This is a genomic window from Flavobacterium ginsenosidimutans (assembly GCF_037478105.1).
GTDB classification, from domain to species: domain Bacteria; phylum Bacteroidota; class Bacteroidia; order Flavobacteriales; family Flavobacteriaceae; genus Flavobacterium; species Flavobacterium ginsenosidimutans.
Genome location: NZ_CP147988.1, coordinates 4,661,433 through 4,683,573 on the forward strand (window position 1 = coordinate 4,661,433; position 22,141 = coordinate 4,683,573).

Consider the following 22,141-nt stretch of genomic DNA (forward strand, 5'->3'; position numbering starts at 1 on the left):
TTTTAATAAAAAAAGGTAAAAGAAAAAACTAGTTTTCACACATAGTCCCGAAGCTTCGAGATGTATTTAAAAAAGTGAAACGCCTTTTATGCACAAAGAAAAGCTATGTGTCTATGTGTTAAAATAATTACTCCCAAAGAATTAAAAATATATTCATTATATAAAACCAAAAAATGAAAAGCAACATTATAAAATCTACAGCGATACTATTTACAGCTTTAGTTGTACTAAGCTGTGAAAAGAAAAAAGAAGAAACTGCGAAAGCAGAAATAGAACCTAAAATTGAAACTTTCCTTTTATCGAAAGAAAAACTAACAACCGAATTGCGTTTACCAGCTGAATTAACCGGTTTCCAACAAGTTGATTTGTACGCAAAAGTGAGCAGTTTCGTAAAAACTTTAAAAGTTGATATTGGTACGAAAGTAAAAAAAGGACAGCTTTTAATTGTTTTAGAAGCGCCAGAAATAAGCTCGCAAGTAGTAGCAGCCGAATCGAGATTGAAATCTATGGAAGCGATTTACGCAACCAGCAAAAGCACTTACAACCGTTTGTACGAAACAAGCAAAGTGGAAGGAACGATTTCTAAAAACGATTTAGAAATGGCAAGCGGTAAAAAGAATTCTGATTATGCACAATACCAAGCAGCAATTGCAGCACACAAAGAAATCTCGATTATGAGAGGTTATCTGGAAATTCGTGCTCCTTTTGATGGTGTTGTAGCAGCTAGAAATGTGAATTTAGGAACATTTGTTGGCCCAGCAGGAAAAGGTTCAGATTTGCCTTTATTGACGATTCAGGAACAAAGCAAATTACGTTTGGCGGTTTCTGTTCCAGAATTGTACACAGGATATTTACACCCAGGCGACGAAATGAGTTTTAATGTAAAATCGTTACCAGATACTTTTACAGCTAAAATTACCAGAATGTCTGGCGCTTTAGATTTAAAATTACGTTCTGAAAGAGTTGAAATGGACGTTCACAACACCAAAGGAAATTTATTGCCAGGAATGGTTGCCGAAGTTTTATTACCGCTTAACGCGAAAGACAGCACATTTGTAGTGCCAAAATCGGCAGTAGTAAGTTCTGCAGAAGGAATTTATGTGGTAAAAGTAGTAAACCACAAAGCGACAAGAGTTGACATTAAAAAAGGAAGAGAAATCGAAGATAAAATTGAAATTTTCGGCGATTTGACTCCAAACGATAAACTGGTAAAAATTGCCAGCGAAGAAACTAAGGAAGGCGATACCATAAACGAATAACCTGCGTTTAGTCTTCAATTTAGTGATTACCAAAAACTGTACGCATTCTTAGGAATGCAAATTTAAAAATTTGCCTAAAAGGGCAGTTCTTCTTTAATTGGAGGGACTGTCCTTTTTTTGTTACTACGTTTACCAAAACCTAATTGTATTTCTAACTTTTCTAATTAAAGAATAATCTGAAAAGAACTCATCTAAATAAAATCTTAATTTATAATCTTACGGTTTTCCGTAAAATTATTCGATAGATAGTACTTAAATTTCCAATCGAATAAATCCTAAAATTTATTAAAACCAAAACATGATTTTTTTTTCTTTTTTATCTTCAGTCATTGCAGCTATTGCATTTTTCTTTTCAGGCTATTTCTTATTACATAAATTTGGAAAAAACGCTAAAAATAAAAAAAGCTCAACAGTTATTATTTCCTTATGTTTATTAGCAATATCTGCATTTCTATTAGCAATAATTTTAAATTTTACTAATGATTTATTGGTCAATCCTAATCTAACAACTGTAGACTACGGAAAAATTGGTCCATATGGCGATTTAATTGGTGGTATTCTGAACCCAATAATTGCCTTTATTGGGATAATTGCAGCATCACTTGCTTTTTATGCGCAATTTATAGCCAATCAACAGGTACAAGAACAATTCACAATTCAACAATTTGAGTCACAATTTTATGAAAGACTAAATTTAGCAAAAGAAGAAATTAATAATATATACTTACCCTTAAAAAATGGTAGTACACTAACAGGCCGTAAAGTTTTCTACGAATTAGATAAGGAAATAAAATTTATCTATTTTATAGTATCTAATATATTGACAGACAAACCAATTGAAATTAAATTCAAAATTGCCTATAAAATTTTTTATATGGGCAGAAAATTTTTCTTTGAAGAAAAAAACATTCTATTTCTTAGCGATAAATATAATATACGTAAAAAAGATTTTCTAGAACTGGATGATATTTTAGATAGTATATATAGATATATCATTAAAGACAAAGAGCAAAATAAGACTTTAACTAATGAAGAAGATTTAGAAGTATCAACCCTTTTGGAAAAATTAGACATTAAAGAATATGATACATTATTTCAAGACCTACTATTTGAAAATTATCATTATTCATACTTAATCTTTATTGAAAAGTACGGAATAAAATTCAATCATATTCCCTTTAAGGGTATGGAAACGAAATTATCACTGATAATTAGACAACTGTACTCTCTAGTTAAATATGTGGCTAATAATGATTTTCTAAGTTATCATGAGAAAAGAAATTATTTAAGAGTACTTAGATCAATACTTTCCAATTACGAGCAATTACACATATTTTATAACTGGTATTCAGGAACAGGGTCTGAATGGGAAAATAATGAAAATAAATTTTTGACTGATTTCAGAATAATTCATAATTTACCTCCAACCTTTTTGATTGAAGGATTGAATTTAAAAATTATATTTTCAGACACTAATTTTAATTATGAAGAAAATAAAAAAGATAGAGATTCCCTTTTTGAACAAGTCTATATAATTAGTACAAGAAAATAGTGATTAAGGAACCAGAGAAAAGTTTTTGATAAACAATAAAATCATTTTTTTTATAAAAAAGCATTAAATTCAAGATTTAAAAACATGAAAAGATTTGATCCTACAGAAAGAATAGGTGTTAATGCAACAGAAAGAATTATAACTAAAAATCTTGGTTGGATTTTTAGAGAACAATCTATTGCTGATGTGGGAATAGATGGAATAATAGAGCAAGTTCAAAATGGAGAACCCACGGGGAAATTTATTGCGATTCAAATTAAGAGTGGTTTGGGCAATTTTTATAAAACTGAAAAAGGTTTGACCTATTATGTTAGCAATGTCCATTATAATTACTGGTTAAATCTAAACATCCCCATAATCCTTGTTGCTCATTTACCAAATGAAGATGAAACCTATTGGCAAGCAATAACGACCGAAAACTTAAAGAAAAGTAAAAAAAGATGGAAAATTGAGATTCCATTAAAACAAAAACTTAATGAAAAATCAGAAAGCAGACTTGTTCAAATTTTATCTCTTAAAAATGAGAAGAAGTTCGATGTCTTCAGAGGCAGAGTAGATTCGAATGATATTGATGAAATCAATGAAGACATAAAGTCTATTACTGATGCTACAATATGTATAAATAATATAAGTGCTTTTCTAAATTCACAAACAACAGAAACAAATCGCTTAACAGAAAAATTAAACCATTTTATTGAAAAGAAATCGCCAGATTTAAACGCAGAATTAATAAATACCTATAAAGCTTTAGGAAAATCAATGAATTTAACTGCCCGAAGATCTGAGACAGAGATTGAATTATTTTCTCAATTATATTCTATTGGAATCAGTGGATTTGAAAAGCTTATAATAGGCATGCAGTTCCTGAACTTTAGATTAGAAGATTTTGTAGATGATGTAAATTTCATTGAGCAAGTGCCAAATCAAATTGATTATGCATTAAACACTTTTATTAATCTAAGAGATACAGTTAGTAGTATGCCAAATAATCATTCGACTTTGAAAGAAGCAAAAAAACAATATATTGAAGTGTTAGATTTAATAATTAATGAATTGGGAGATGCAGTAGAAATGACAAAAAATATATTTGCAAAAATAATTTAGTTCTTATTGGCACGACAGATAAATGATACATTAAAATAAAACCTCGATCTTAAAAAAGTCGAGGTTTTTCCATTTAAAAAATCTCTACTCCGCACTCAAATAAGGATTCAAAATCTCCGCCAATTCATTGAGCCAATAATAATTGTCTTCAAAATTGGTTAGTCCAATTTGGAGGGTTTCGTGTTGTCGCATTACGCCGAGAGCTAAAATGCAATTTACTTGTCTTAAGATTTTAGCCATATCTTCGGGATCTATAATATGGTTAAAAAAATCAATCAGCCTTGTTTCGGCTTCTTTGGAAAGGGTGTTTGTTTTCATTCTTCCATTTAGTGAATTAAAGCCTGTTTGGTAAGACACTGTAGCTAGAATTACTTGTCAAACCATAAAAGGCAAATTTTTACTTTATTTTAAATGTGAAGATTTAAGAACTTCAAATGTAGAGAAAATTATTTTAAAAGAAGGATTTTTCTTTCAATTAATATATTGCTTTTATCAAATATAAGAAATCTATATTTCAGCAGGGATTTATCGCATTTTTGTCATTTCGACGTAAGGAGACCCGAGCGATAGCGAATAGGCGAAGCAAATCTTCGCGAGAAACTCCGCAAAGTGAGTTGATAATCTTTGTCGAAATACATGTGTGATCCTTCGTCCCTCAGGATGACAAACTACACGTACACATTTGTCAGGCTGAGCGAAGTCGAAGCCCCGCAATCTAAATCGTCAATCTTTGTCGATATGCGTGTGTGATCCTTCGTCCCTCAGGATGACAAACTACTCGTAAACATTTGTCAGGCTGAGCGAAGTCGAAGCCCCGCAATCTAAATCGACAATCTTTGTCGATATGCGTGTGTGATCCTTCGTTCCTCAGGATGACAAACTGTACGTAAACATTTGTCAGGCTGAGCGAAGTCGAAGCCCCGCAATCTAAATCGACAATCTTTGTCGATATGCGCGTGTGATCCTTCGTTCCTCAGGATGACAAGCTGCACGTAAACATTTGTCAGGCTGAGCGAAGTCGAAGCCCCGCTCCTATAATCGCCAATCTTTGTAGAGCTACTAATGCGGTCTTCGACTTCGCTCAGACTGACAACAAAGCACAACAAAAACACCAACAATTCTAAACCCAAAATCTCTACAAAAATATTCCTATTTTTGAATACAAAATATCACAAACTTTAATATGATTAACAGCATTAGTGATTGGGAAGAAAAACAAAAAGGTTATTTAGTTGTATCTGTATTGTGTCTCATTTTCGGAACTTATTTTTTTATCAAAGTCATTAGCGGAAGTTATGCCATAGAAAAATCAGACCTTGAAGTTTATGAAAACCTGATCATTTCGAACGCTCCTAAATTCAAAGAAAGAAAAGGAAAAAGAAGCAGAAAATGGATAGAATTTAATTGCATTAATAATCAAAGTACTTTTGAGATTACTGGTTATGACTATAGTTGTGTTAATGATGAAGAAGTTATAAATGAAATAAAAACTGGAGATACTATCTCAATTGCTATTTTAAAAAATGATTTGAATGATTTCAACACGCAAAATTCCTGTGAAATTCATTCGCTCATAAAAAATGATAAAGAATACCTCGATCTTAGATGCAGAAATGAAGTAGACACTGGAGGAGGAAAAAGGATTTTTCTGATTTTGTTTTCGATCACTATTTTGACAGCCATTGTATATTCTCTTCCTAAAAAACCAAAACTTTTTGATATAGTCGATCCAATACTGATAGTTGGAATTGGATCAATACTACTTGCTTTCATTCTTTATTTGATTACATTAGAATTATAGATAACGCATTGAAAAACAAAGATTTTAAAACAAAACCTTGATTCATAAGATCGAGGTTTTTTATTTTATTGAAACTTATGTATGCTTCTAGTCGAAAATAAGTATTCAAAGCTTCACTCAAATTATCGAGCAAAAAAACCTTATTTTAATATAAAAAAAACTTTTAGGGGTAATATTCATAAATCCTGCGGTTTTAAATTTACTGTCTTCCAGACCAATTAAATACCACTTCTTATGCCGTTAAAAAAGAAAATTGCAAAAATAATGTCCCAAAAATACAATACCAATATTACTATTTTGGGCGATTATGAAAGCAGTAACTACACTTCAATTCTTGACGATAACAATGGGACGATCTTAGTCGTTTCAGATAGAGATCAGTTTTATTTCAAAGATCGGCATCGCAATCTTTGGCTGTCGGTTCTAGATCCCTTTCAAATCGATGGAAAACAGCATTATCCTGAACTTGGAGATTCCTATACACTCAATCATGGAGTTCAATATAGTTTTACAACAAAAGAGGCAATTGTAGAAATGGCTTCCAATTATTTTGAAATGCATGCAGATTAATGGTATCTTAAATGCTAATTAAATTCCGTTAAACACAACCAAAAAATTCAAAATACAAGAAACCAAACTATCTCAAATCCTTTTTAATAACTAAATATTTCAAATCTGTTTTTCCTGCATTACTAATTCCGTGTTCGGCATTTGGCGGACAATAGAAACTTGTATTTGGACCAGCTGTAACAGTTTTTCCGTTAAGGAAGAATTCGGCTGTTCCTTCTAAGATGTAGAAAAATTCTTCTTCAGGATGGTGATGCGGCGCGTGTGTTGATTTTCCAGGTTCGACAATGCTCATTTTTAAAGTGTTTTCTTGAGTAAAATCTTTGTCTGCAAACCAATATTGATAACCTACTTTGGTTTTGGTGGCTTTGTTTATATCAAAATGATTGACACAGTTTTCGATTGTGTATTGTGGTGTTACGGTTTCTTTTTTTGTTTCCTGAGAAAAGGTTTGCTGGAAAAATAAAACAGCGATTGTGGTCTTTAGGATAGTTAGAGGTTTCATTTTTTTTATTGTAATGTTACGAAAAAAATTGAATACAGATGGCTGTATTCGAGTTTTTGTCATCCTGAGGAACGAAGGATCACACTAGGAATTCCGCAATCATAATTGACAATCTTTGCGGAGCTACTTATGGAGATCCCTCCTTTCGTCGGGATGACAAACTACGCGTGGAATCTAATCTTTGTCGACTTACGAGTGTGATCCTTCGTTCCTCAGGATGACAAACTGAACGCCAAAATTGTATTCTGCAAAAGTCCCAGCGGGACGAAATATTTATAAACAATTAATTCCAATTTAGAAGAGCCCCAGCGGAGCGAAATATTTTTTGGATTTGCAATAATTAATATGTCGCTCCGCTGGAGCTCTTTTGTAAACCGCGTATCCATAAACCTATAAATATTTCATTCCTCCGGAATTTTACGCTTTATTTATTTGTGAAATTCTAATCTTTGTCGATTTGCTCGTATGATCTTTCGTTCCTAAGGATGACAAACTGAATGCTAAAATTGCATTCTACAGCAAGTCCCAGCGGGACGGAATATTTATAGAAAAATCAATTCCGTTTTGCAAGAGCCCCAGCGGGGCGAAATATTTTTTGGATTTACAATAATTAATATGTCGCTCCGCTGGAGCTCTTTGCAAACCGTGTATCCAACAATCTATAAATATTTCATTCCTCCGGAATTTTGCGGGATGAGAATTTTGAGCTTTATTTATTTGTGAAATTCCAATCTTTGTCGATATTCGAGTGTGATCCTTCGTTCCTCAGGATGACAAACCGAACGTTAAAATTGTATTCTATAGCAAGTCCCAGAGGGACGGAATATTTATAGAAAAATCAATTCCGTTTTGCAAGAGCCCCAGCGGGGCGAAATATTTTTTGGATTTGCAATAATTAATATGTCGCTCCGCTGGAGCTTTTTTGTAAACCGCGTAACCAACAATCTATAAATATTTCATTCTTTCGGAATTTTGCGGTAAGAGAATCGTTCTTGTCAACTTTGTCAAAGTTTGAAACTTTGACAAAGTTCTAATGAAAAAATACACGCTCTCACCTAGCCCTGATCGAAACGGCATCCTTTTATGCCGGGGTTCGGCATAAAAGATATAGTGAAGAGCAGGACAAGTGGTCTTAAAAAACGAAAAAGTTGTGCTCCTTAATAAAATCACACCAAAAGAAATCTCAATAAAATAAAGGGTTCTTAAAGCTTTTTGCATTAATCTATGACACGATAAGAAAATATTATGATAAAAATATTTCATTATTAGAAAAACCGTCATACATTTGCCTAACAGTGTTAAACGATTTAATACTCGAATATAATGGCTAGCAAAGATCGAATTTTGAGACAAAAAGAAGAGACAAGGAACAATATCCTTGGCGCTGCTTATGATATCGTAAAAGAAGAAGGCTGGAATGGTTTGAGTATGCGTAAAATTGCTGACAGAATCGAATATACTGCTCCTATTATTTATGAATATTTCTCAAATAAAGAAGCAATTTTAGAAGAACTGACTGGCAAAGGTTTTATTAAACTGACTAAAGAATTGCAAGTTGCAATAGATAAGTTTGAAAAACCCGAAGATCAATTGGAAGCCATGTGGATGACTTACTGGGACTTCGCTTTTACTAATACTGAAATGTATCAGCTGATGTTTGGTGTTCAAATGACGTGTTGCGCACAGCGATGTTCGGCTCAAGAGGGACCTTACAAATTATTCACTCAGGTTATTGCTGAAGTAATGAAAGAAAGCAATCCGAGTCAAGATATCATTAAACAAAAGTATTTCACTTTCTTTTCTGTTATTCATGGTTTAATCGCCATCAACATCATTAACAAAAGTGATATTTTAGAAACAATAAATGCTCAAATTTTGAAAGATGCCATTGGCGGTATCATCAAATCTATACAATAATATTTTTTTCAATTTTTACTTAACAGTGTAAAATAATTTAATTGGATAATATAAAATCCTTTTTTTTATAACATTCACTTAACGCTGTTAGAAAATTTAATCGAGGTAATAAAAGCCTTTTTTTTAGACTTTTACTTAACACCGTTAAATATTTTAATAGTGATTTTAGAACACATTGAAAAAGATAAAAAGTATGAAAGTTTGTGCACTTTTACTTAACAACGTTAGATAATTTAATTTAATTAAATATGAATCCCGAGAATTCCAGAATACCAAAAAATTTAATCCGAGAGAATGTTCAACCAATTAAAACCAATATGAAAATGAAAAATGTAATTATAACCAGTTTTATTCTGGCTTTAGTATTAAGCAGCTGTGGCGACAAAAATCAGGCGCCTACTGCTCCACCGCCGCCGGTTTTACCTGTGTTGGCTATAACAAGTGCAAATACAACTACTGATGCTGAATATCCAGCTTCTATACAAGGAACTGTTGACGTTGAAATTCGCCCACAAGTAAGCGGAAACCTTGACCGAATTTTTGTTGACGAAGGTGCTTATGTAAGCAAAGGACAAACTTTATTCAAAATAAATGAACGTCCATATCGTGAGCAGTTAAACAATGCTTTAGCAAGTCTTCACGCTGCAGAAGCGGCTTTGATCAACGCGAATTTAGAAGTTGATAAATTGACTCCGTTAGTACAAAACAAAGTAGTTTCTGATTACCAATTGAAAACAGCTAAAGCTTCTCAAAAAATTGCTGCTGCGAATATCGAACAAGCAAAGGCAATGGTTGGTTCTGCAAAAATTAATTTAGGATATACAAATGTTACGGCTCCAGTTAGCGGTTACATTGGAAGACTGCCTAAAAAACAAGGAAGTTTAGTTTCTGCTTCTGATGTTGAAGCGTTAACAACTTTATCTGATGTTCATGAAGTATATGCTTATTTTTCTTTAGGTGAAACAGATTTCATCCACTTTAAAGAGCAATATGCAGGAAGTTCATTAGGAGATAAAATCAAAAAACTTCCTCCAGTTACTTTGATTTTGGCTGATAACAGTGCTTATCCAAAAACAGGAAAAATCGATATGGTTGACGGTCAGTTTGATAAAACTACAGGTGCCATCACAATTAGAGCCACTTTCCCAAATGCAAACGGAACCTTACGTTCTGGAAACACAGGAAGAATCCGTTTAGGATTACAGCACGACGATGCAATTTTAGTTCCACAGTCGGCTACAGTTGAAATGCAGGACAAAGTATTTGTTTTCACTGTAGGCAAAGACAACAAAGTAACTAAAATGCCTATTACCGTTGTGGGTAAAAGCGGTACCAATTATTTAATTAAAGAAGGTGTAAAAACTGGCGACCAAATCGTGTTAAGCGGTATTGACAAACTTCAGGACGGGCAAGCGATTCAGCCTGAAAAATCAACTAAAGTTGCCGAAGTAACTAATAAAAAATAATCAGAAGAAATAATGTTCAAAATATTTATACAAAGACCTGTACTGGCAACCGTAATTTCCATTTTATTGGTGATTCTGGGAGTATTGGGTTTAACTAAACTGCCTTTACAACAGTTTCCTGATATTGCGCCTCCATCGGTTTTGGTAACGGCGGTATATCCTGGAGCTAACGCAGAAACGGTTTTACGTTCTGTGGCACCTTCTATCGAAGAATCTATAAATGGTGTAGAAAACATGACCTACATGAGTTCTACAGCGAGTAACGACGGTACTTTGGCAATCACCGTTTTCTTTAAGCTAGGAACTGATGCCGACCAAGCTGCCGTAAACGTACAAAACAGAGTTGCACAAGCGACAAGTCAATTGCCTGCCGAGGTTGTGCAGCAAGGTATTGTTACGGCGAAACAACAAAACAGTTTCATCATGGCAATTGGTATGTACACCGAAGATGAATCAAAATACGATCAGACTTTTGTTGCCAATTATGCACAGATTAATATTATTCCGGAGTTAAAACGTATTCCAGGTGTAGGTTCTGCTAGTATTTTTGGTGGTGTAAAAGATTACTCTATGCGTGTTTGGTTGAATCCAACACAAATGTCAACTTATAAAGTAACGCCAAGCGAAGTTATGGGCGCTATTCAAGACAAAAGTTTGGAAGCGGCTCCAGGGAAATTTGGAGAGCGAAGCAAAGAAGTTTTTGAATACGTTATTAAATACAAAGGGAAATTAACGAAACCAGAAGATTATGAAAATATTGCTATACGTTCTAATGCAGATGGCTCAGTACTTCGCTTAAAAGATGTAGCGAGAGTTGAACTTGGTGCTTACTCTTACAACAGTTTAACTCGTTTAAATGGTAAAAAAGGAATTGTAATTGGGGTTATTCAGTTAGCTGGATCTAACTCAAATGATATTCAGATTGCCATTAACAAAATGATGGAAAAAGCTTCTAAAGATTTTCCTAAAGGTATCAAACACAATATTTTCTATAGTACAAAAGTATCTCTTGACCAATCTATTGAACAAGTTGAGCATACATTATTAGAAGCTTTTATTCTAGTATTTATTGTGGTATTTATCTTCTTGCAAGATTTTAGATCAACATTAATCCCGGCCATTGCTGTACCTGTAGCAATTTTAGGAACGTTCTTCTTCATGCAGTTATTCGGATTTTCGATCAACCTTTTAACGCTTTTCGCATTAATTCTGGCGATTGGTATTGTGGTCGATGATGCCATTGTGGTAGTCGAAGCGGTGCATGCGAAAATGGAGCATAAACGTTTGTCTCCAAAAATCGCAACCCATGAAGCAATGCACGAAATAACGGGTGCTATTATCTCGATTACGCTGGTAATGGCTGCTGTATTCCTGCCGGTTGGTTTTATGGAAGGCTCAACAGGAGTTTTCTATCGTCAGTTTGCCTTTACAATGGCAATTGCAATTGTAATTTCGGCTGTAAATGCTTTAACATTGAGCCCTGCGCTTGCCGCATTATTCTTAAAAGATAATCACGGAGCTCACGATCACGACGCGCCTTATGTGAAAAAAGGATTTAAAGAGAAATTCTTTAGCGCTTTCAACAGCAGTTTCGAATCGTTGACAAACCGTTACACAGGCGGACTTAAGTTCTTAATCAGAAGAAAATGGTTGAGTTTAGGCGGATTGGCTTTAATTACATTGGCAACAGTGGTAATGGTAAAAACAACCCCTCAAGGGTTTATTCCAACAGAAGATCAAGGATTTATTGCAATTGCAGTAAATACGCCATCTGGAACATCATTAGACGGAACTCAAAAAGTAATGACTGAAGCTGAGAATACTTTAAAAGCATTAGACGCTTCAAGATTCGTTACAGCGATTTCAGGTTTCAACTTATTGACCAACTCTACAAGTCCATCTTCTGCGGTTGTATTCGTATTGCTTAAACCAAACGAAGAGCGTGGAGAAGTAAAAAACATTGACGAAATCATGAATCAGGTTCGTGGTAAACTGGGCGCTATTTCTGGCGGAAGTTTCTTCGTATTCAGTTTCCCAACTGTTCCTGGATTTAGTAACGTTGAGGCTTTAGATTTAGTTTTACAAGATAAAACAGGAGGAAAACTTGACAAGTTCAGTGGAATCTCTCAAAACTTTATCGGTGAATTAATGAAACGTCCTGAAATTGCAGTTGCCTTTACCTCTTTCAAAGCCGATTATCCGCAATTGCAATTGGAAGTTAACGACGAAAAAGCAAATCAATTGGGTGTTAATGTAAAAGACATTTTACAAACCATGCAGGCTTACTTTGGCAGCGCACAGGCTTCAGATTTTAACCGATTTGGTAAATATTACCGTGTGGTTGTTCAGGCTGATATCGAAGACAGAGCAGATCCAACAGCAATTGACAGAGTTTTTGTAAAAAACAAAACAGGCGAAATGGTGCCAATAAATACTTTAGTAAAACTAACTCGTATTTATGGTTCAGAAACCGCTTCCAGATATAATTTATTTAACTCAATTTCTATTAATGCCATTCCGAAACCTGGATTTAGTTCTGGAGATGCCATTAAAGCAATTGAAGAAGTAGCAGCACAACAATTACCTGCAGGTTACGGGTTTGAATTCTCGGGCCAAACGCGTGAAGAGATTTCTTCAGGAGGGCAATCGGCTACAATTTTCTTACTGTGTTTGATATTCATTTATTTCCTACTTGCTGCACAGTATGAGAGTTATATCCTTCCTCTAGCAGTTATTTTATCAATTCCTGCAGGTATTTTTGGAGTATTCGTTGCTATTGGTTTAACTGGAATTGAAAACAACATTTACGTACAAGTTGCTCTTGTCATGCTGATTGGGCTTCTCGCCAAAAATGCCATCTTGATTGTGGAATTTGCGGCGCAGCGAAGAAGATCAGGACAAGGTTTAGTAGCAGCTTCAATCATGGCAGCAAAATTACGTTTGCGACCAATTATCATGACGTCTCTTGCTTTTGTGGTAGGTTTAGTGCCAATGATGAGTGCAAAAGGGCCATCTGCACAAGGTAACCACTCCATCAGTATTGGGGCAGCTGGAGGGATGCTTTCAGGAGTAATTCTAGGATTATTTATTATTCCTGTTTTATTCATCATCTTCCAGCATTTACAAGAAAAAGTGAGCGGAAAACCAATCGCTGTAATTCATAACGAAGAAAAATAATAAATGGAAAATTATATAACAACCATTCTTGTCGCCATCATATTTGGCATCGGATATATATCGTACAGAATCTCAAGAGATCTGGAAACCAGAAAAGATACTTGTACAGAAATTTAACCCTTTGGGATGAAAAAATATTTTAACACATAGAGACATAGTTTTTTGTCTATTTCTAACAAAAGAAAGCAAAAGAAACTAGTTTCCACACATAGAAAACTATGTGGATTTAAAATAAGTGAAACGCCTTTTTTAATGCCTCTACAAACTATGTTTCTATGTGTTTAAAAAACTAAACCCAACGGATAAAAAAATTTAATAAAAAAACAATGAAAAATAATATAACCAAAATCGTGACCTTCGCCATTCTGATCACGACTTTAATATCCTGTAAAGTCTCAAAGGATATTGAAACTCCAAAAGATGCATTTCCTGAGAATTTCAGGAATGCATCGGTTTCGAGTGATACAACCAGTATTGCCGATGTGGAGTGGAAAAACTTTTTTACAGAAAAAGATATTATAAAATTAATTGACAGCGCCGTTGCCAGAAACAACGACTTGCAGATTGCCGAAAAGAACGTCGAAATTGCACAATACCGTTTTACACAGTCAAAATGGGGAAATGTACCTCAGGTTAACTTATTTGTAAACGCAAGCACAAGCAATCCGTCTGACAATAGTTTTACGGGATTAAACTTAAATCAGGCAATTGGAGCTAAACATATTGACGACTATTCTGCTGGAGCTTCTCTTTCTTGGGAGGCTGATATTTGGGGAAAGATCAGAAACCAAAAGAAAGGGGCTTACGCAGGATATCTTCAATCTGAAGAAGTAAAAAAAGCATTGCAGACGAATATTGTCGCTAATGTTTCTAGAGGATATTATAATCTTTTGATGCTGGATGCACAATTGGATATTGCCAGACAAAACCTTCGTTTAAATGATAGTACAACGAATATTATCAAATTAAAATACGATGCGGGTCAGGTAACCACTTTAGCAATTCAACAATCGGAAGCACAGAAATTAAACTCAGCGCAATTGATTCCGTTATTGGAACAAAACATTGCGATTCAGGAAAATGCTTTGAGTGTTTTAACAGGTTCTTTTCCGAATTCTAAAGAAAGATCAGTTAAATTAAGCGCACTTGAAGTAAAACATAATACAGCAATTGGAATTCCGTCTTCATTAGTAAGCAGAAGACCAGACGTAAAAAGTGCCGAATTAGCTCTAAAAGTTGCCAACGCAAATGTAGGCATCACAAAAGCCGATTTATATCCAGCTCTCAGAATTACAGCTCAAGGCGGTGTAAACTCTTTTGAAGCCAGCAATTGGTTCAACATTCCGGCTTCATTATTCGGAACTGTTGCAGGCGGGCTAACTCAACCTCTTTTAAATAACAAAAGAGTGAGAACACAATATAATATCGCTGTCGCGGAAAGAGAAAAAGCTGTTTTAAGTTTTAGACAATCTGTTTTGGTTGCTGTAAGCGAAGTTTCAGATGCTTTGGTTAAAGTAGAGAAATTACAGCAACAAGAAACTTTCTTAAAAGAAAAAGTAAAAACGTTGCAGCAAGCAATTAAAAATGCCAACCTATTATTCAAAAATGGTATGGCAGAATATCTTGAAGTTTTAACAGCGCAAGCCAATTTATTGCAAAGTGAATTGGAACTTGCTGATATTAAAAGACAACAACTTACAGCTAATACAGATTTGTACCGCGCTCTAGGCGGAGGCTGGAAATAATACCTGTTACATTACCCGTTAATTATTTATTTTTTGAGATGAAAACGCTGTGAGACCTTTGGGTTTCATGGCGTTTTTTAGTTTTTTAAATTTGCCGCGAAGGCGCTAGGGCGCAAAGTTTTTTTAAGTTTCTCGCAGATTGAGCAGATTTTTTTATGCCACAGATTAAAAGGATTTTTATCTGCTTAATTCCATCCTGATAGCTATCGGGACTTCGAGAGTTTTTATTCCCATTTTATGTCATGCAGAGCGATCATAAATTCAACATAATCTTGTCATTCTTTTGAACGAAGAATCACCAAACTTTACAATAAAAATTATTTTATGTAAACAAAAAAGAGATTGCTTTTGGAGCAATCTCTTTTTTAAGGTTATTATTTCTAGTAAAATTTTACCTATTTATTATATACTTTATAAGTTAAATAACTATTACCTGTACAATAATGTTCTGGAGTATAACTTGTTCCTGTAAATGGAGCAGACCATGTAGGATTTATATCAACAGAAAAGGTATAATAACCTGGCTCAATATCATCAATAACTACTTCATAAGATACTGTTGATGTCAAACTTGCATCTTGATTAATATTACCAATGCCGTTTGAAACTGGATTTAAAATTGAGTATTTTACTTTAGCCCCAATTTCAGACAACTCAACTCCATTTTTCTTTACAATAATATATCCAGCTCCCATAGTATTTGATTTTGCTCCAATTACTACTGATCCCGATAAAATTACTTTAGACTTCTTATTAATTAGTACATATGATGATCCTAATCCTTGACTAGTATCTACTCTGTAAGCATTACCAGTGGAAGTACCAATTTTAACAGTTTTAGCAGAAGCTAAAGTACCTTCAGAAGAAGGTTTTACTACAGGAATCCAAGAGCCATTTTCATTATAATATATTCCTTTACCTTTTCCATCTTCCATATCAGGATTCGTATTATATACAAATTGCCCTTCTTGCGGTATAAAAAGTAAATCAGCTGTAGTATTATATACACTATCATTAGTAAGACTAACTTTAGGCATGAAATATTGATTTTGAGCAAAGTCCATTATTTCGCCTAATTCTGTACTTCTTAATGCCTCTCCACTATTAGTTTGTGTAACAAATTTAAGCAAACCTGGTTTACCTAATAATGTCGGATCATTTGGTAATATAGTAGGTAAATGTTCTATTGCTACAAATGTTGCCTGAAAAAGCGCAAGATTAGAGTTGAAATAATCTTTAGTATTGGAATCAAAAGCAGTTAGCCCTTTTTTGAATTCTAATCCCCAATTTCCGCCACCATCATTGATAGGAAGATTCCCCATATCTAAAGGCTGAGTTGCTTTATGGTCTCCTAAATTATCGGCACCTTCTGAAACAACAGGAACCCAATAGCCTCTTTTATTGTAATAAATTCCTTCTCCTTTTCCATCTTTCATATCAGGATTTGTATTGTATACAAACTGACCATCTTGAGGTTCTAAAAGAAAATTAGGTTCATTTTTATTTACTATATTATTAGTAAGACTAACTTTAGGCATGAAATATTTATTTTGAGCAGCATCCATTACATCTTCTATCGATGTCCTCCTTAATATATTACCAGGATGATTTTGTGTAACAAATTCAAAGCCATTTGGTGCACTTTCAGTAGGATCATTTGGTTTTAGAATAGGCAAATGGTCAATTCTAACAAATGATTTTCCAAAAAAAGCATAATTCGAACTTAAATAATTTTTAGTTAGAGGATCAAAATCAGTTTTACCTTTCACAAATTGTAATCCCCAATCACCACCTCCATTATTAATATTATGATCAAGCATATCTAAATCCTGAGTTGCTGTATGATTACCAAGGTTATCCCCTTTATTTATAGCGACCCACTTACGAGATCCATCCATATAATATATTCCATCCCCATTTCCATTTTCCATATCAGGATTTGTATTAAATACAAACTGTCCAATTTGAGGTTGTAGAAGTAAATCATCTTTAGCATCATCTACAATATCATTAGTCAGATTAATTTTAGGCATGAAATATTGATTTTGAGCAGCATCTATCACATCTGTTAATGATGTGCTCCTTAATATTCCTCCATTATAATTTTGTGTAATAAAATTAAAACCATTAGGTGCCAATTCAGAAGAATCATTTGGCAATAAATTAGGTAGTTCGTCAACTTGAACATAAGTCCCACCAAAAGCAGCAACATTAGAACTAAAATAATCGCCATTAACATTTTCATTTACACCTTTTCTGAATTCCAATCCCCATAAACCTCCACCATCATTTATAGCATATCCTGCCATATTTAAGGCTTGAGTTGCTATATGGTTTCCTAAATTATCTCCAATAGAATCCCTAACAACCCATTTTAAAACTCCATTTGTATCAGCCACTAAAATATTGTCAGTAGATGCTCCAACTTGTAAACCATCTATAGTCAATGTGTTTTTTTGTGTTGTTGTAATTTTAGTAGGCTTTAATAAGGCTCCACCTAATTGAACCTTACTACTATCAGCTGTTAATCCGTTATCTGCTTTGTTAACTGAATTGGGATTAATTTTTACCCTCTTACCATTAACAGTAACAAATGTTTCTTCTGTTTGTGCTGTTTGTGCCATCAAAAATCCGCTTTGGATCAATAAAAGCATACAGACAATTTTTTTCATTTTCATTGTTTATTTATTTTATATTGATTATGTGATAAAATGTTTACAAAAATGAAACTATGGTTTGTCGTAGTTTGCCCGAAAAAGTTTTCTTTATAACAAAATAAGGTGTAATTTCTTTCAAAATATATTGTCTCTATATTTTTAAAAAGATAATTTGCGATTTCAATGCAGTAAAGAATTTCAGTTAGGCTTAAGATTTTCGAGAACCATAACTGAGTTTGCATCTACCAAAAAACTTATCTAATTTTAGTCTTTCGCAAAAGCAAAAATAAAATGACATCTGACCAACAGAAATACCTTAATCAATTAAAACAAACCATCGAAAGCTATTACCCTCTTTCTGAAAAATCATGGGAATTGATTGAAAGCACTACCTATTTCCAAACTCTTAAAAAAGGAGAAACACTATTAGGAAACGGAGAAATTGCTAAAAATCTTCATTTCGTTGCGAAAGGTGTTTTAAGGGCTTTTATAACAGATCAGCAGGGGAATTTCTATAACAAAAACCTTTTTCTTGAGAATTATTTTGCAGGTTCTAAAGTTTCGCTGATGCTCCAAACTCCTTCTAATTTTACAATTGAAGCTTTAGAGGATTCCATTGTAATCAACATCAACTATAAAAAATATATGGAGCTGATCTACCAAAACGATGATCTCAAAAGCTTCTATATTGCTCATCTAGAGAAAAACTGGATTATTGATAAAGAACAAAGAGAAGTCGCTTTGGTCATGCAGAACGCAACCGAAAGATATGTCAGTCTTTTGGAAAAACATCCAACTATTGCCGATCGCGTGCCGTTATTACATATCGCTTCGCATTTGGGCATTACGCCAACACAGTTAAGCCGAATAAGAAAAAGTCTGGAAAAAGATTTGTAAATCAACATATGTAAAGGTTTTTCTAAAAGACCAGATTTATCTTTGCTTTATAATTCAAATTCGTTACTACAATGACCAAAATAGACCTCATCAAAGACAATATTGACAATCTTACCACTCTTTGGAAAACTGTTGCAACTCCTCTCCTTTCTTATCATAAAAACGATCCTTTTGAATTTTCTCAAATTAAAAATTCAGGCTGGCCCAATAGATTATGGTTTCGAGAAGATATTACCGAAGAAAACTTTCCGCAAATTCAAGAAATCATGGAGAAAAATCCAGGTTTGGTTATTCCATATTGGGATATTTTTGGAAGTAATTCTAAAGAAATTTTCGAAAAGAATGGGTTTAATATCCGAATTCAGCTTGTAGCAATGACTTTAAAACTGGGAGAGAAATTTCCGCTTCAAAACAATCTTACTTTTAGAAGAGTTTTAAATGAAGAAGATGCCAAAACTTGGTCTGATATTTATCCGCTGTCTTTTAGTTATGTAATTAGCAAAGAAACATTAGTTCATAATTATGAGAATGTGAAATTCTACTTGGTTCATTTTGAAGGAAAGGCGATTGGAACGTTGACTCTTTTTCAAACAGGAGATATCATGGGAATTCACGGTGTCGGCGTTATTCCAGAAATGCGCAAAAGAGGTTTCGCCGAAGAAATCATGAAATTTGCCATCAACGAAGGTATTGACGCTGATTGCGAATATGCACAATTGCAAGCTTCGGCTTTAGGAAAAGGTATTTATACCAGATTAGGTTTTGAGGATTTGTTTACGATTACGAATTATCAACTTACGTAAATTTTAAATTCCAAATTCCAAACTATCACGATACACCTTTGCCAAAGTTTTAAACTTTGACAAAGGTTTTTTTAATTGCATTTTTTTCGCATCTTATGTCAGGCTGAGCGAAGTCGAAGCCCCGCAATCAAAATCGCCAATCTTTGTAGATTATCTGTGCGATCCTTCGACTTCGCTCAGGAAGACAAAACTTTGTCGAGCTACTAGTGTGATCCTTCCTTCGTCAGGATGACAAATAGTAAGGTAAGTTCAACACTAACAACTAACAACTAACAACTAACAACTAACAACTAACAACTAACAACTAACAACTAACAACTAACAACTAACAACTAACAACTAACAACTAACAACTAACAACTAACAACTAACAACTAACAACTAACAACTAACAACTAACAACTAACAACTAACAACTAACAACTAACAACTAACAATGTCCAAAATGCCCCTAAAATAGTCGTAAATATGTATTTCTTTAAAAGGAAAACATTATTAGATTTGTAATACTTTAACTAATAACCTTTTAAATAAATATTCAATGAAAACAACGAAAATCATTTTCTGGACTACTACAATTCTTATTTTTTTATTCGAAGGCGTTATGCCGGCTTTAACTTCTCAGTCTGAAATGGCAAAAGAAGGAATCAGACACTTGGGCTATCCGGAATATTTCGGCAATGCGTTAGTCGTTTTTAAAATTCTTGGAGTTTTAGCATTAATTATTCCGCAAGTTCCTGGACGAATCAAAGAATGGGCTTATGCAGGATTTGCTTTTGATTTTATCTTTGCCTCAATAAGCCATTTCGCAGTTGACGGAATCGGTTTTCAAGGTTTCTTCCCTTTAATCGTTTTAGCGATATTAATTATATCGTATGTAACATATCATAGAATACAGCGTTATAAAAACATAGCGCTCTAAAAACCAAAACTTTATGATTGAAGTTTTTAAAACAAATGTTCAAGAAGAATCGCAATGTAACATCATCATTGAGAAACTTCTTGAGCATTATCCCAATAGCTTGATCAACTTCGATTTAGAAGATTGCGACAAAATTCTCCGTATTCATGCAACTGCAATCTCGAATACAAAAATTATCGACATTTTAAATTCGCACGGCTACTTGTGCGAAGCTCTTCCTTAAAAAATTAACACTTCTCAAATATCTGATTCATAGTATTTTAATATTTTTTATTGTATATTTGAAATACCATCATTCATTCGCCTAATTCTATAAATTTAGTTTACCAGTTTATATACCGTAGTTTTAAACCAATCGGTAAATATATACTGTCGAGTATCTAATTTCTAAAATTAATGAAAATGAAAAGTGCTATTCAAAATACCATACTTGAGACCTACACCAAATTGAATGATCTTCTTTCTTCTTTTTCAAAAGAAGAAATCAATATTGTGCCGTTTGAAGGAAGCTGGACTGCTGGACAAACCGCACAGCATATTATTCTCGCCTGTTCAGGATTAACAATGCTGTTTGCTGGAAAAACAGAAAAAACAACCAGAAAACCTGACGAAAATGTAAAAGCTCTTGATGGTATCTTTTTAGATTTTAATACCAAATATCAATCGCCTGAAAATATAAAACCTGCTGAAATTGAGTATGAAAAAAGTACACTGCTGGCTTCTATCAAAAAAATACAAAATGATTTATTTGAAGCAGCAGAAACTTACGATTTAACGCTTACTTGTCTGGATGCTAAAGTACCTGGATTTGAACATTTCACAATTTATGAATGGCTCCATTTTGCCATTGTACACACGCAGAGACATACACACCAGTTAAAATCGATTTACGAACATATTAAAAAATAAGGAATGAATTTAACTCTAAACTATTTTTATGAGATCAAAAGTTAAAACCATTGTTTCATCTGGTTTAGTTGCAGGAACATTAGACATTACTGCCGCTATTTTGATTTATGCAGTGATACTTCATAAAACAACAGCCGAAAAGATTCTACAATCTATTGCAAGCGGTATTTTTAAAAAAGAAGCCTACACAGGCGGACCAGAAATGACTTTTGCAGGTTTGGGTTTTCATTTCTTAATTGCTTTTATTTTTGCTTGGTTTTACTTTAAAATTTTTCCTTATATCCCGTTCTTTAAAATAAACACATTCCTATCTGGCATCTCTTACGGATTCTTTATTTGGGCTGTAATGAATCTTATCGTTCTCCCTATAGTGTTTCCAGTTTTACCAGAAAAGAAATTAGATTTTCCGCTTTTGCTTTCTATTCTGATTGTGATTTGCTGTGTCGGAATTCCGATCGCTTTTATAACCAGGAAGTATTACGCAAAATGGTATTGAGATAAAGTTACAAAGGGACAAAGTTGCAAAGGTTCAGAGGTTTTATTTCGAATACTCTGAACCTTTGCAACTTTGAACCTCTGAACCTTAAAAAAAAAGACTAAACTTTCGTTCTTCCTGTAATTAATGATATAATAAATAAGACTAAAAAGATAAAGAATAAAACTTTTGCAATGCTTGCGGCTCCGGCAGCAATACCGCCAAAACCAAAAATTCCGGCTATAATAGCAAGAATTATAAATATAACTGTCCAACGTAACATAATATTTGATTTTTAAGTTCTTAATATGACTATTTTATAAGCCTCTCTTGTTTATCTCAAAGTTCTTTTATTCTTACAAATCTTGTTAACTCTATACGCTTT

The 22,141-nt window shown here is 33.6% G+C and carries 19 protein-coding genes; 15 read left to right on the top strand and 4 right to left on the bottom strand.

Annotated elements, in window-relative coordinates; genetic code table 11:
- The first annotated feature begins 173 nt into the window (after positions 1–173).
- The 3 genes from V6624_RS19985 (at position 174) to V6624_RS19995 (ending at position 3,915) form a co-directional block, all read left to right on the top strand.
- On the top strand, positions 174–1,259 hold the full coding sequence (locus V6624_RS19985; RefSeq protein ID WP_111289456.1) for an efflux RND transporter periplasmic adaptor subunit: 1,086 nt from the start codon (positions 174–176) through the stop codon (positions 1,257–1,259).
- A gap of 298 nt (positions 1,260–1,557) precedes the next feature.
- The gene (locus V6624_RS19990; RefSeq protein WP_111289454.1) at positions 1,558–2,811 is read left to right on the top strand and encodes a putative phage abortive infection protein; all 1,254 of its coding nucleotides are present in this window, start codon (positions 1,558–1,560) and stop codon (positions 2,809–2,811) included.
- Between the two features lie 84 nt (positions 2,812–2,895).
- Entirely contained in the window at positions 2,896–3,915 is a 1,020-nt protein-coding gene (locus V6624_RS19995; RefSeq protein ID WP_111289452.1) for a DUF4365 domain-containing protein, read from the top strand.
- 84 nt (positions 3,916–3,999) lie between these two features.
- On the opposite strand, the gene V6624_RS20000 is transcribed toward V6624_RS19995, so the two are convergent.
- Entirely contained in the window at positions 4,000–4,233 is a 234-nt protein-coding gene (locus V6624_RS20000) for a hypothetical protein (RefSeq protein ID WP_111290124.1), read from the bottom strand.
- Positions 4,234–5,098: 865 nt separating this feature from the next.
- Here V6624_RS20000 and V6624_RS20005 point away from each other — a divergent pair.
- Both V6624_RS20005 and V6624_RS20010 read left to right on the top strand, forming a co-directional pair.
- Positions 5,099–5,716: a hypothetical protein gene (locus tag V6624_RS20005; RefSeq protein WP_111289450.1), complete on the top strand. Its 618-nt coding sequence runs from the start codon at positions 5,099–5,101 to the stop codon at positions 5,714–5,716.
- 234 nt (positions 5,717–5,950) lie between these two features.
- Positions 5,951–6,286, top strand: coding sequence for a hypothetical protein (locus V6624_RS20010; RefSeq protein ID WP_111289448.1), 336 nt, complete (start codon positions 5,951–5,953; stop codon positions 6,284–6,286).
- 67 nt (positions 6,287–6,353) lie between these two features.
- On the opposite strand, the gene V6624_RS20015 is transcribed toward V6624_RS20010, so the two are convergent.
- Positions 6,354–6,788: a cupin domain-containing protein gene (locus V6624_RS20015; protein WP_111290122.1), complete on the bottom strand. Its 435-nt coding sequence runs from the start codon at positions 6,786–6,788 to the stop codon at positions 6,354–6,356.
- Between the two features lie 1,323 nt (positions 6,789–8,111).
- Between V6624_RS20015 and V6624_RS20020 the strand changes: the two genes are divergently transcribed.
- The 4 genes from V6624_RS20020 to V6624_RS20035 all read left to right on the top strand — a co-directional run bounded on the left by V6624_RS20020 (position 8,112) and on the right by V6624_RS20035 (position 15,093).
- A complete protein-coding gene (locus V6624_RS20020) occupies positions 8,112–8,705 on the top strand; it encodes a TetR/AcrR family transcriptional regulator (RefSeq protein ID WP_111289446.1) in 594 nt (197 codons plus the stop codon).
- Between the two features lie 248 nt (positions 8,706–8,953).
- Positions 8,954–10,171: an efflux RND transporter periplasmic adaptor subunit gene (locus tag V6624_RS20025; protein ID WP_111289444.1), complete on the top strand. Its 1,218-nt coding sequence runs from the start codon at positions 8,954–8,956 to the stop codon at positions 10,169–10,171.
- A gap of 12 nt (positions 10,172–10,183) precedes the next feature.
- A complete protein-coding gene (locus V6624_RS20030; protein ID WP_111289442.1) occupies positions 10,184–13,348 on the top strand; it encodes an efflux RND transporter permease subunit in 3,165 nt (1,054 codons plus the stop codon).
- A 326-nt stretch (positions 13,349–13,674) separates the two neighbouring features.
- Positions 13,675–15,093 carry a TolC family protein gene (locus V6624_RS20035; RefSeq protein WP_338839968.1) on the top strand — a complete coding sequence of 473 codons (1,419 nt, stop codon included), beginning with the start codon at positions 13,675–13,677 and terminating at the stop codon, positions 15,091–15,093.
- 395 nt (positions 15,094–15,488) lie between these two features.
- Here V6624_RS20035 and V6624_RS20040 read toward each other — a convergent pair whose 3' ends face one another.
- Entirely contained in the window at positions 15,489–17,771 is a 2,283-nt protein-coding gene (locus tag V6624_RS20040) for a hypothetical protein (RefSeq protein ID WP_338839969.1), read from the bottom strand.
- 270 nt (positions 17,772–18,041) lie between these two features.
- Between V6624_RS20040 and V6624_RS20045 the strand changes: the two genes are divergently transcribed.
- The 6 genes from V6624_RS20045 to V6624_RS20070 all read left to right on the top strand — a co-directional run bounded on the left by V6624_RS20045 (position 18,042) and on the right by V6624_RS20070 (position 21,777).
- Positions 18,042–18,647 (top strand): Crp/Fnr family transcriptional regulator, encoded by a 606-nt coding sequence (locus tag V6624_RS20045; RefSeq protein WP_111289434.1) that lies wholly within the window; start codon positions 18,042–18,044, stop codon positions 18,645–18,647.
- Between the two features lie 71 nt (positions 18,648–18,718).
- Positions 18,719–19,450 carry a GNAT family N-acetyltransferase gene (locus tag V6624_RS20050; RefSeq protein ID WP_111289432.1) on the top strand — a complete coding sequence of 244 codons (732 nt, stop codon included), beginning with the start codon at positions 18,719–18,721 and terminating at the stop codon, positions 19,448–19,450.
- 541 nt (positions 19,451–19,991) lie between these two features.
- A complete protein-coding gene (locus V6624_RS20055) occupies positions 19,992–20,372 on the top strand; it encodes a DoxX family protein (RefSeq protein ID WP_111289430.1) in 381 nt (126 codons plus the stop codon).
- 13 nt (positions 20,373–20,385) lie between these two features.
- Positions 20,386–20,595: a hypothetical protein gene (locus V6624_RS20060; protein ID WP_111289428.1), complete on the top strand. Its 210-nt coding sequence runs from the start codon at positions 20,386–20,388 to the stop codon at positions 20,593–20,595.
- A gap of 179 nt (positions 20,596–20,774) precedes the next feature.
- On the top strand, positions 20,775–21,281 hold the full coding sequence (locus V6624_RS20065) for a DinB family protein (protein WP_111290120.1): 507 nt from the start codon (positions 20,775–20,777) through the stop codon (positions 21,279–21,281).
- Positions 21,282–21,309: 28 nt separating this feature from the next.
- Positions 21,310–21,777, top strand: coding sequence for a DUF1440 domain-containing protein (locus V6624_RS20070; RefSeq protein ID WP_111289426.1), 468 nt, complete (start codon positions 21,310–21,312; stop codon positions 21,775–21,777).
- 100 nt (positions 21,778–21,877) lie between these two features.
- On the opposite strand, the gene V6624_RS20075 is transcribed toward V6624_RS20070, so the two are convergent.
- Positions 21,878–22,039, bottom strand: a complete 162-nt coding sequence (locus V6624_RS20075) for a DUF1328 family protein (protein WP_111289424.1) — start codon at positions 22,037–22,039, stop codon at positions 21,878–21,880.
- Between the last annotated feature and the right edge of the window lie 102 nt (positions 22,040–22,141).

What these genes read in the sequence shown, in the direction of transcription:
- V6624_RS19985 (WP_111289456.1), top strand. Translation starts at nt 174, where the DNA reads ATGAAAAGCAACATTATAAAATCTACAGCGATACTATTTACAGCTTTA.
- V6624_RS19990 (WP_111289454.1), top strand. Translation starts at nt 1,558, where the DNA reads ATGATTTTTTTTTCTTTTTTATCTTCAGTCATTGCAGCTATTGCATTT.
- V6624_RS19995 (WP_111289452.1), top strand. Translation starts at nt 2,896, where the DNA reads ATGAAAAGATTTGATCCTACAGAAAGAATAGGTGTTAATGCAACAGAA.
- V6624_RS20000 (WP_111290124.1), bottom strand. Translation starts at nt 4,233, where the DNA reads ATGAAAACAAACACCCTTTCCAAAGAAGCCGAAACAAGGCTGATTGAT.
- V6624_RS20005 (WP_111289450.1), top strand. Translation starts at nt 5,099, where the DNA reads ATGATTAACAGCATTAGTGATTGGGAAGAAAAACAAAAAGGTTATTTA.
- V6624_RS20010 (WP_111289448.1), top strand. Translation starts at nt 5,951, where the DNA reads ATGCCGTTAAAAAAGAAAATTGCAAAAATAATGTCCCAAAAATACAAT.
- V6624_RS20015 (WP_111290122.1), bottom strand. Translation starts at nt 6,788, where the DNA reads ATGAAACCTCTAACTATCCTAAAGACCACAATCGCTGTTTTATTTTTC.
- V6624_RS20020 (WP_111289446.1), top strand. Translation starts at nt 8,112, where the DNA reads ATGGCTAGCAAAGATCGAATTTTGAGACAAAAAGAAGAGACAAGGAAC.
- V6624_RS20025 (WP_111289444.1), top strand. Translation starts at nt 8,954, where the DNA reads ATGAATCCCGAGAATTCCAGAATACCAAAAAATTTAATCCGAGAGAAT.
- V6624_RS20030 (WP_111289442.1), top strand. Translation starts at nt 10,184, where the DNA reads ATGTTCAAAATATTTATACAAAGACCTGTACTGGCAACCGTAATTTCC.
- V6624_RS20035 (WP_338839968.1), top strand. Translation starts at nt 13,675, where the DNA reads ATGAAAAATAATATAACCAAAATCGTGACCTTCGCCATTCTGATCACG.
- V6624_RS20040 (WP_338839969.1), bottom strand. Translation starts at nt 17,771, where the DNA reads ATGAAAATGAAAAAAATTGTCTGTATGCTTTTATTGATCCAAAGCGGA.
- V6624_RS20045 (WP_111289434.1), top strand. Translation starts at nt 18,042, where the DNA reads ATGACATCTGACCAACAGAAATACCTTAATCAATTAAAACAAACCATC.
- V6624_RS20050 (WP_111289432.1), top strand. Translation starts at nt 18,719, where the DNA reads ATGACCAAAATAGACCTCATCAAAGACAATATTGACAATCTTACCACT.
- V6624_RS20055 (WP_111289430.1), top strand. Translation starts at nt 19,992, where the DNA reads ATGAAAACAACGAAAATCATTTTCTGGACTACTACAATTCTTATTTTT.
- V6624_RS20060 (WP_111289428.1), top strand. Translation starts at nt 20,386, where the DNA reads ATGATTGAAGTTTTTAAAACAAATGTTCAAGAAGAATCGCAATGTAAC.
- V6624_RS20065 (WP_111290120.1), top strand. Translation starts at nt 20,775, where the DNA reads ATGAAAAGTGCTATTCAAAATACCATACTTGAGACCTACACCAAATTG.
- V6624_RS20070 (WP_111289426.1), top strand. Translation starts at nt 21,310, where the DNA reads ATGAGATCAAAAGTTAAAACCATTGTTTCATCTGGTTTAGTTGCAGGA.
- V6624_RS20075 (WP_111289424.1), bottom strand. Translation starts at nt 22,039, where the DNA reads ATGTTACGTTGGACAGTTATATTTATAATTCTTGCTATTATAGCCGGA.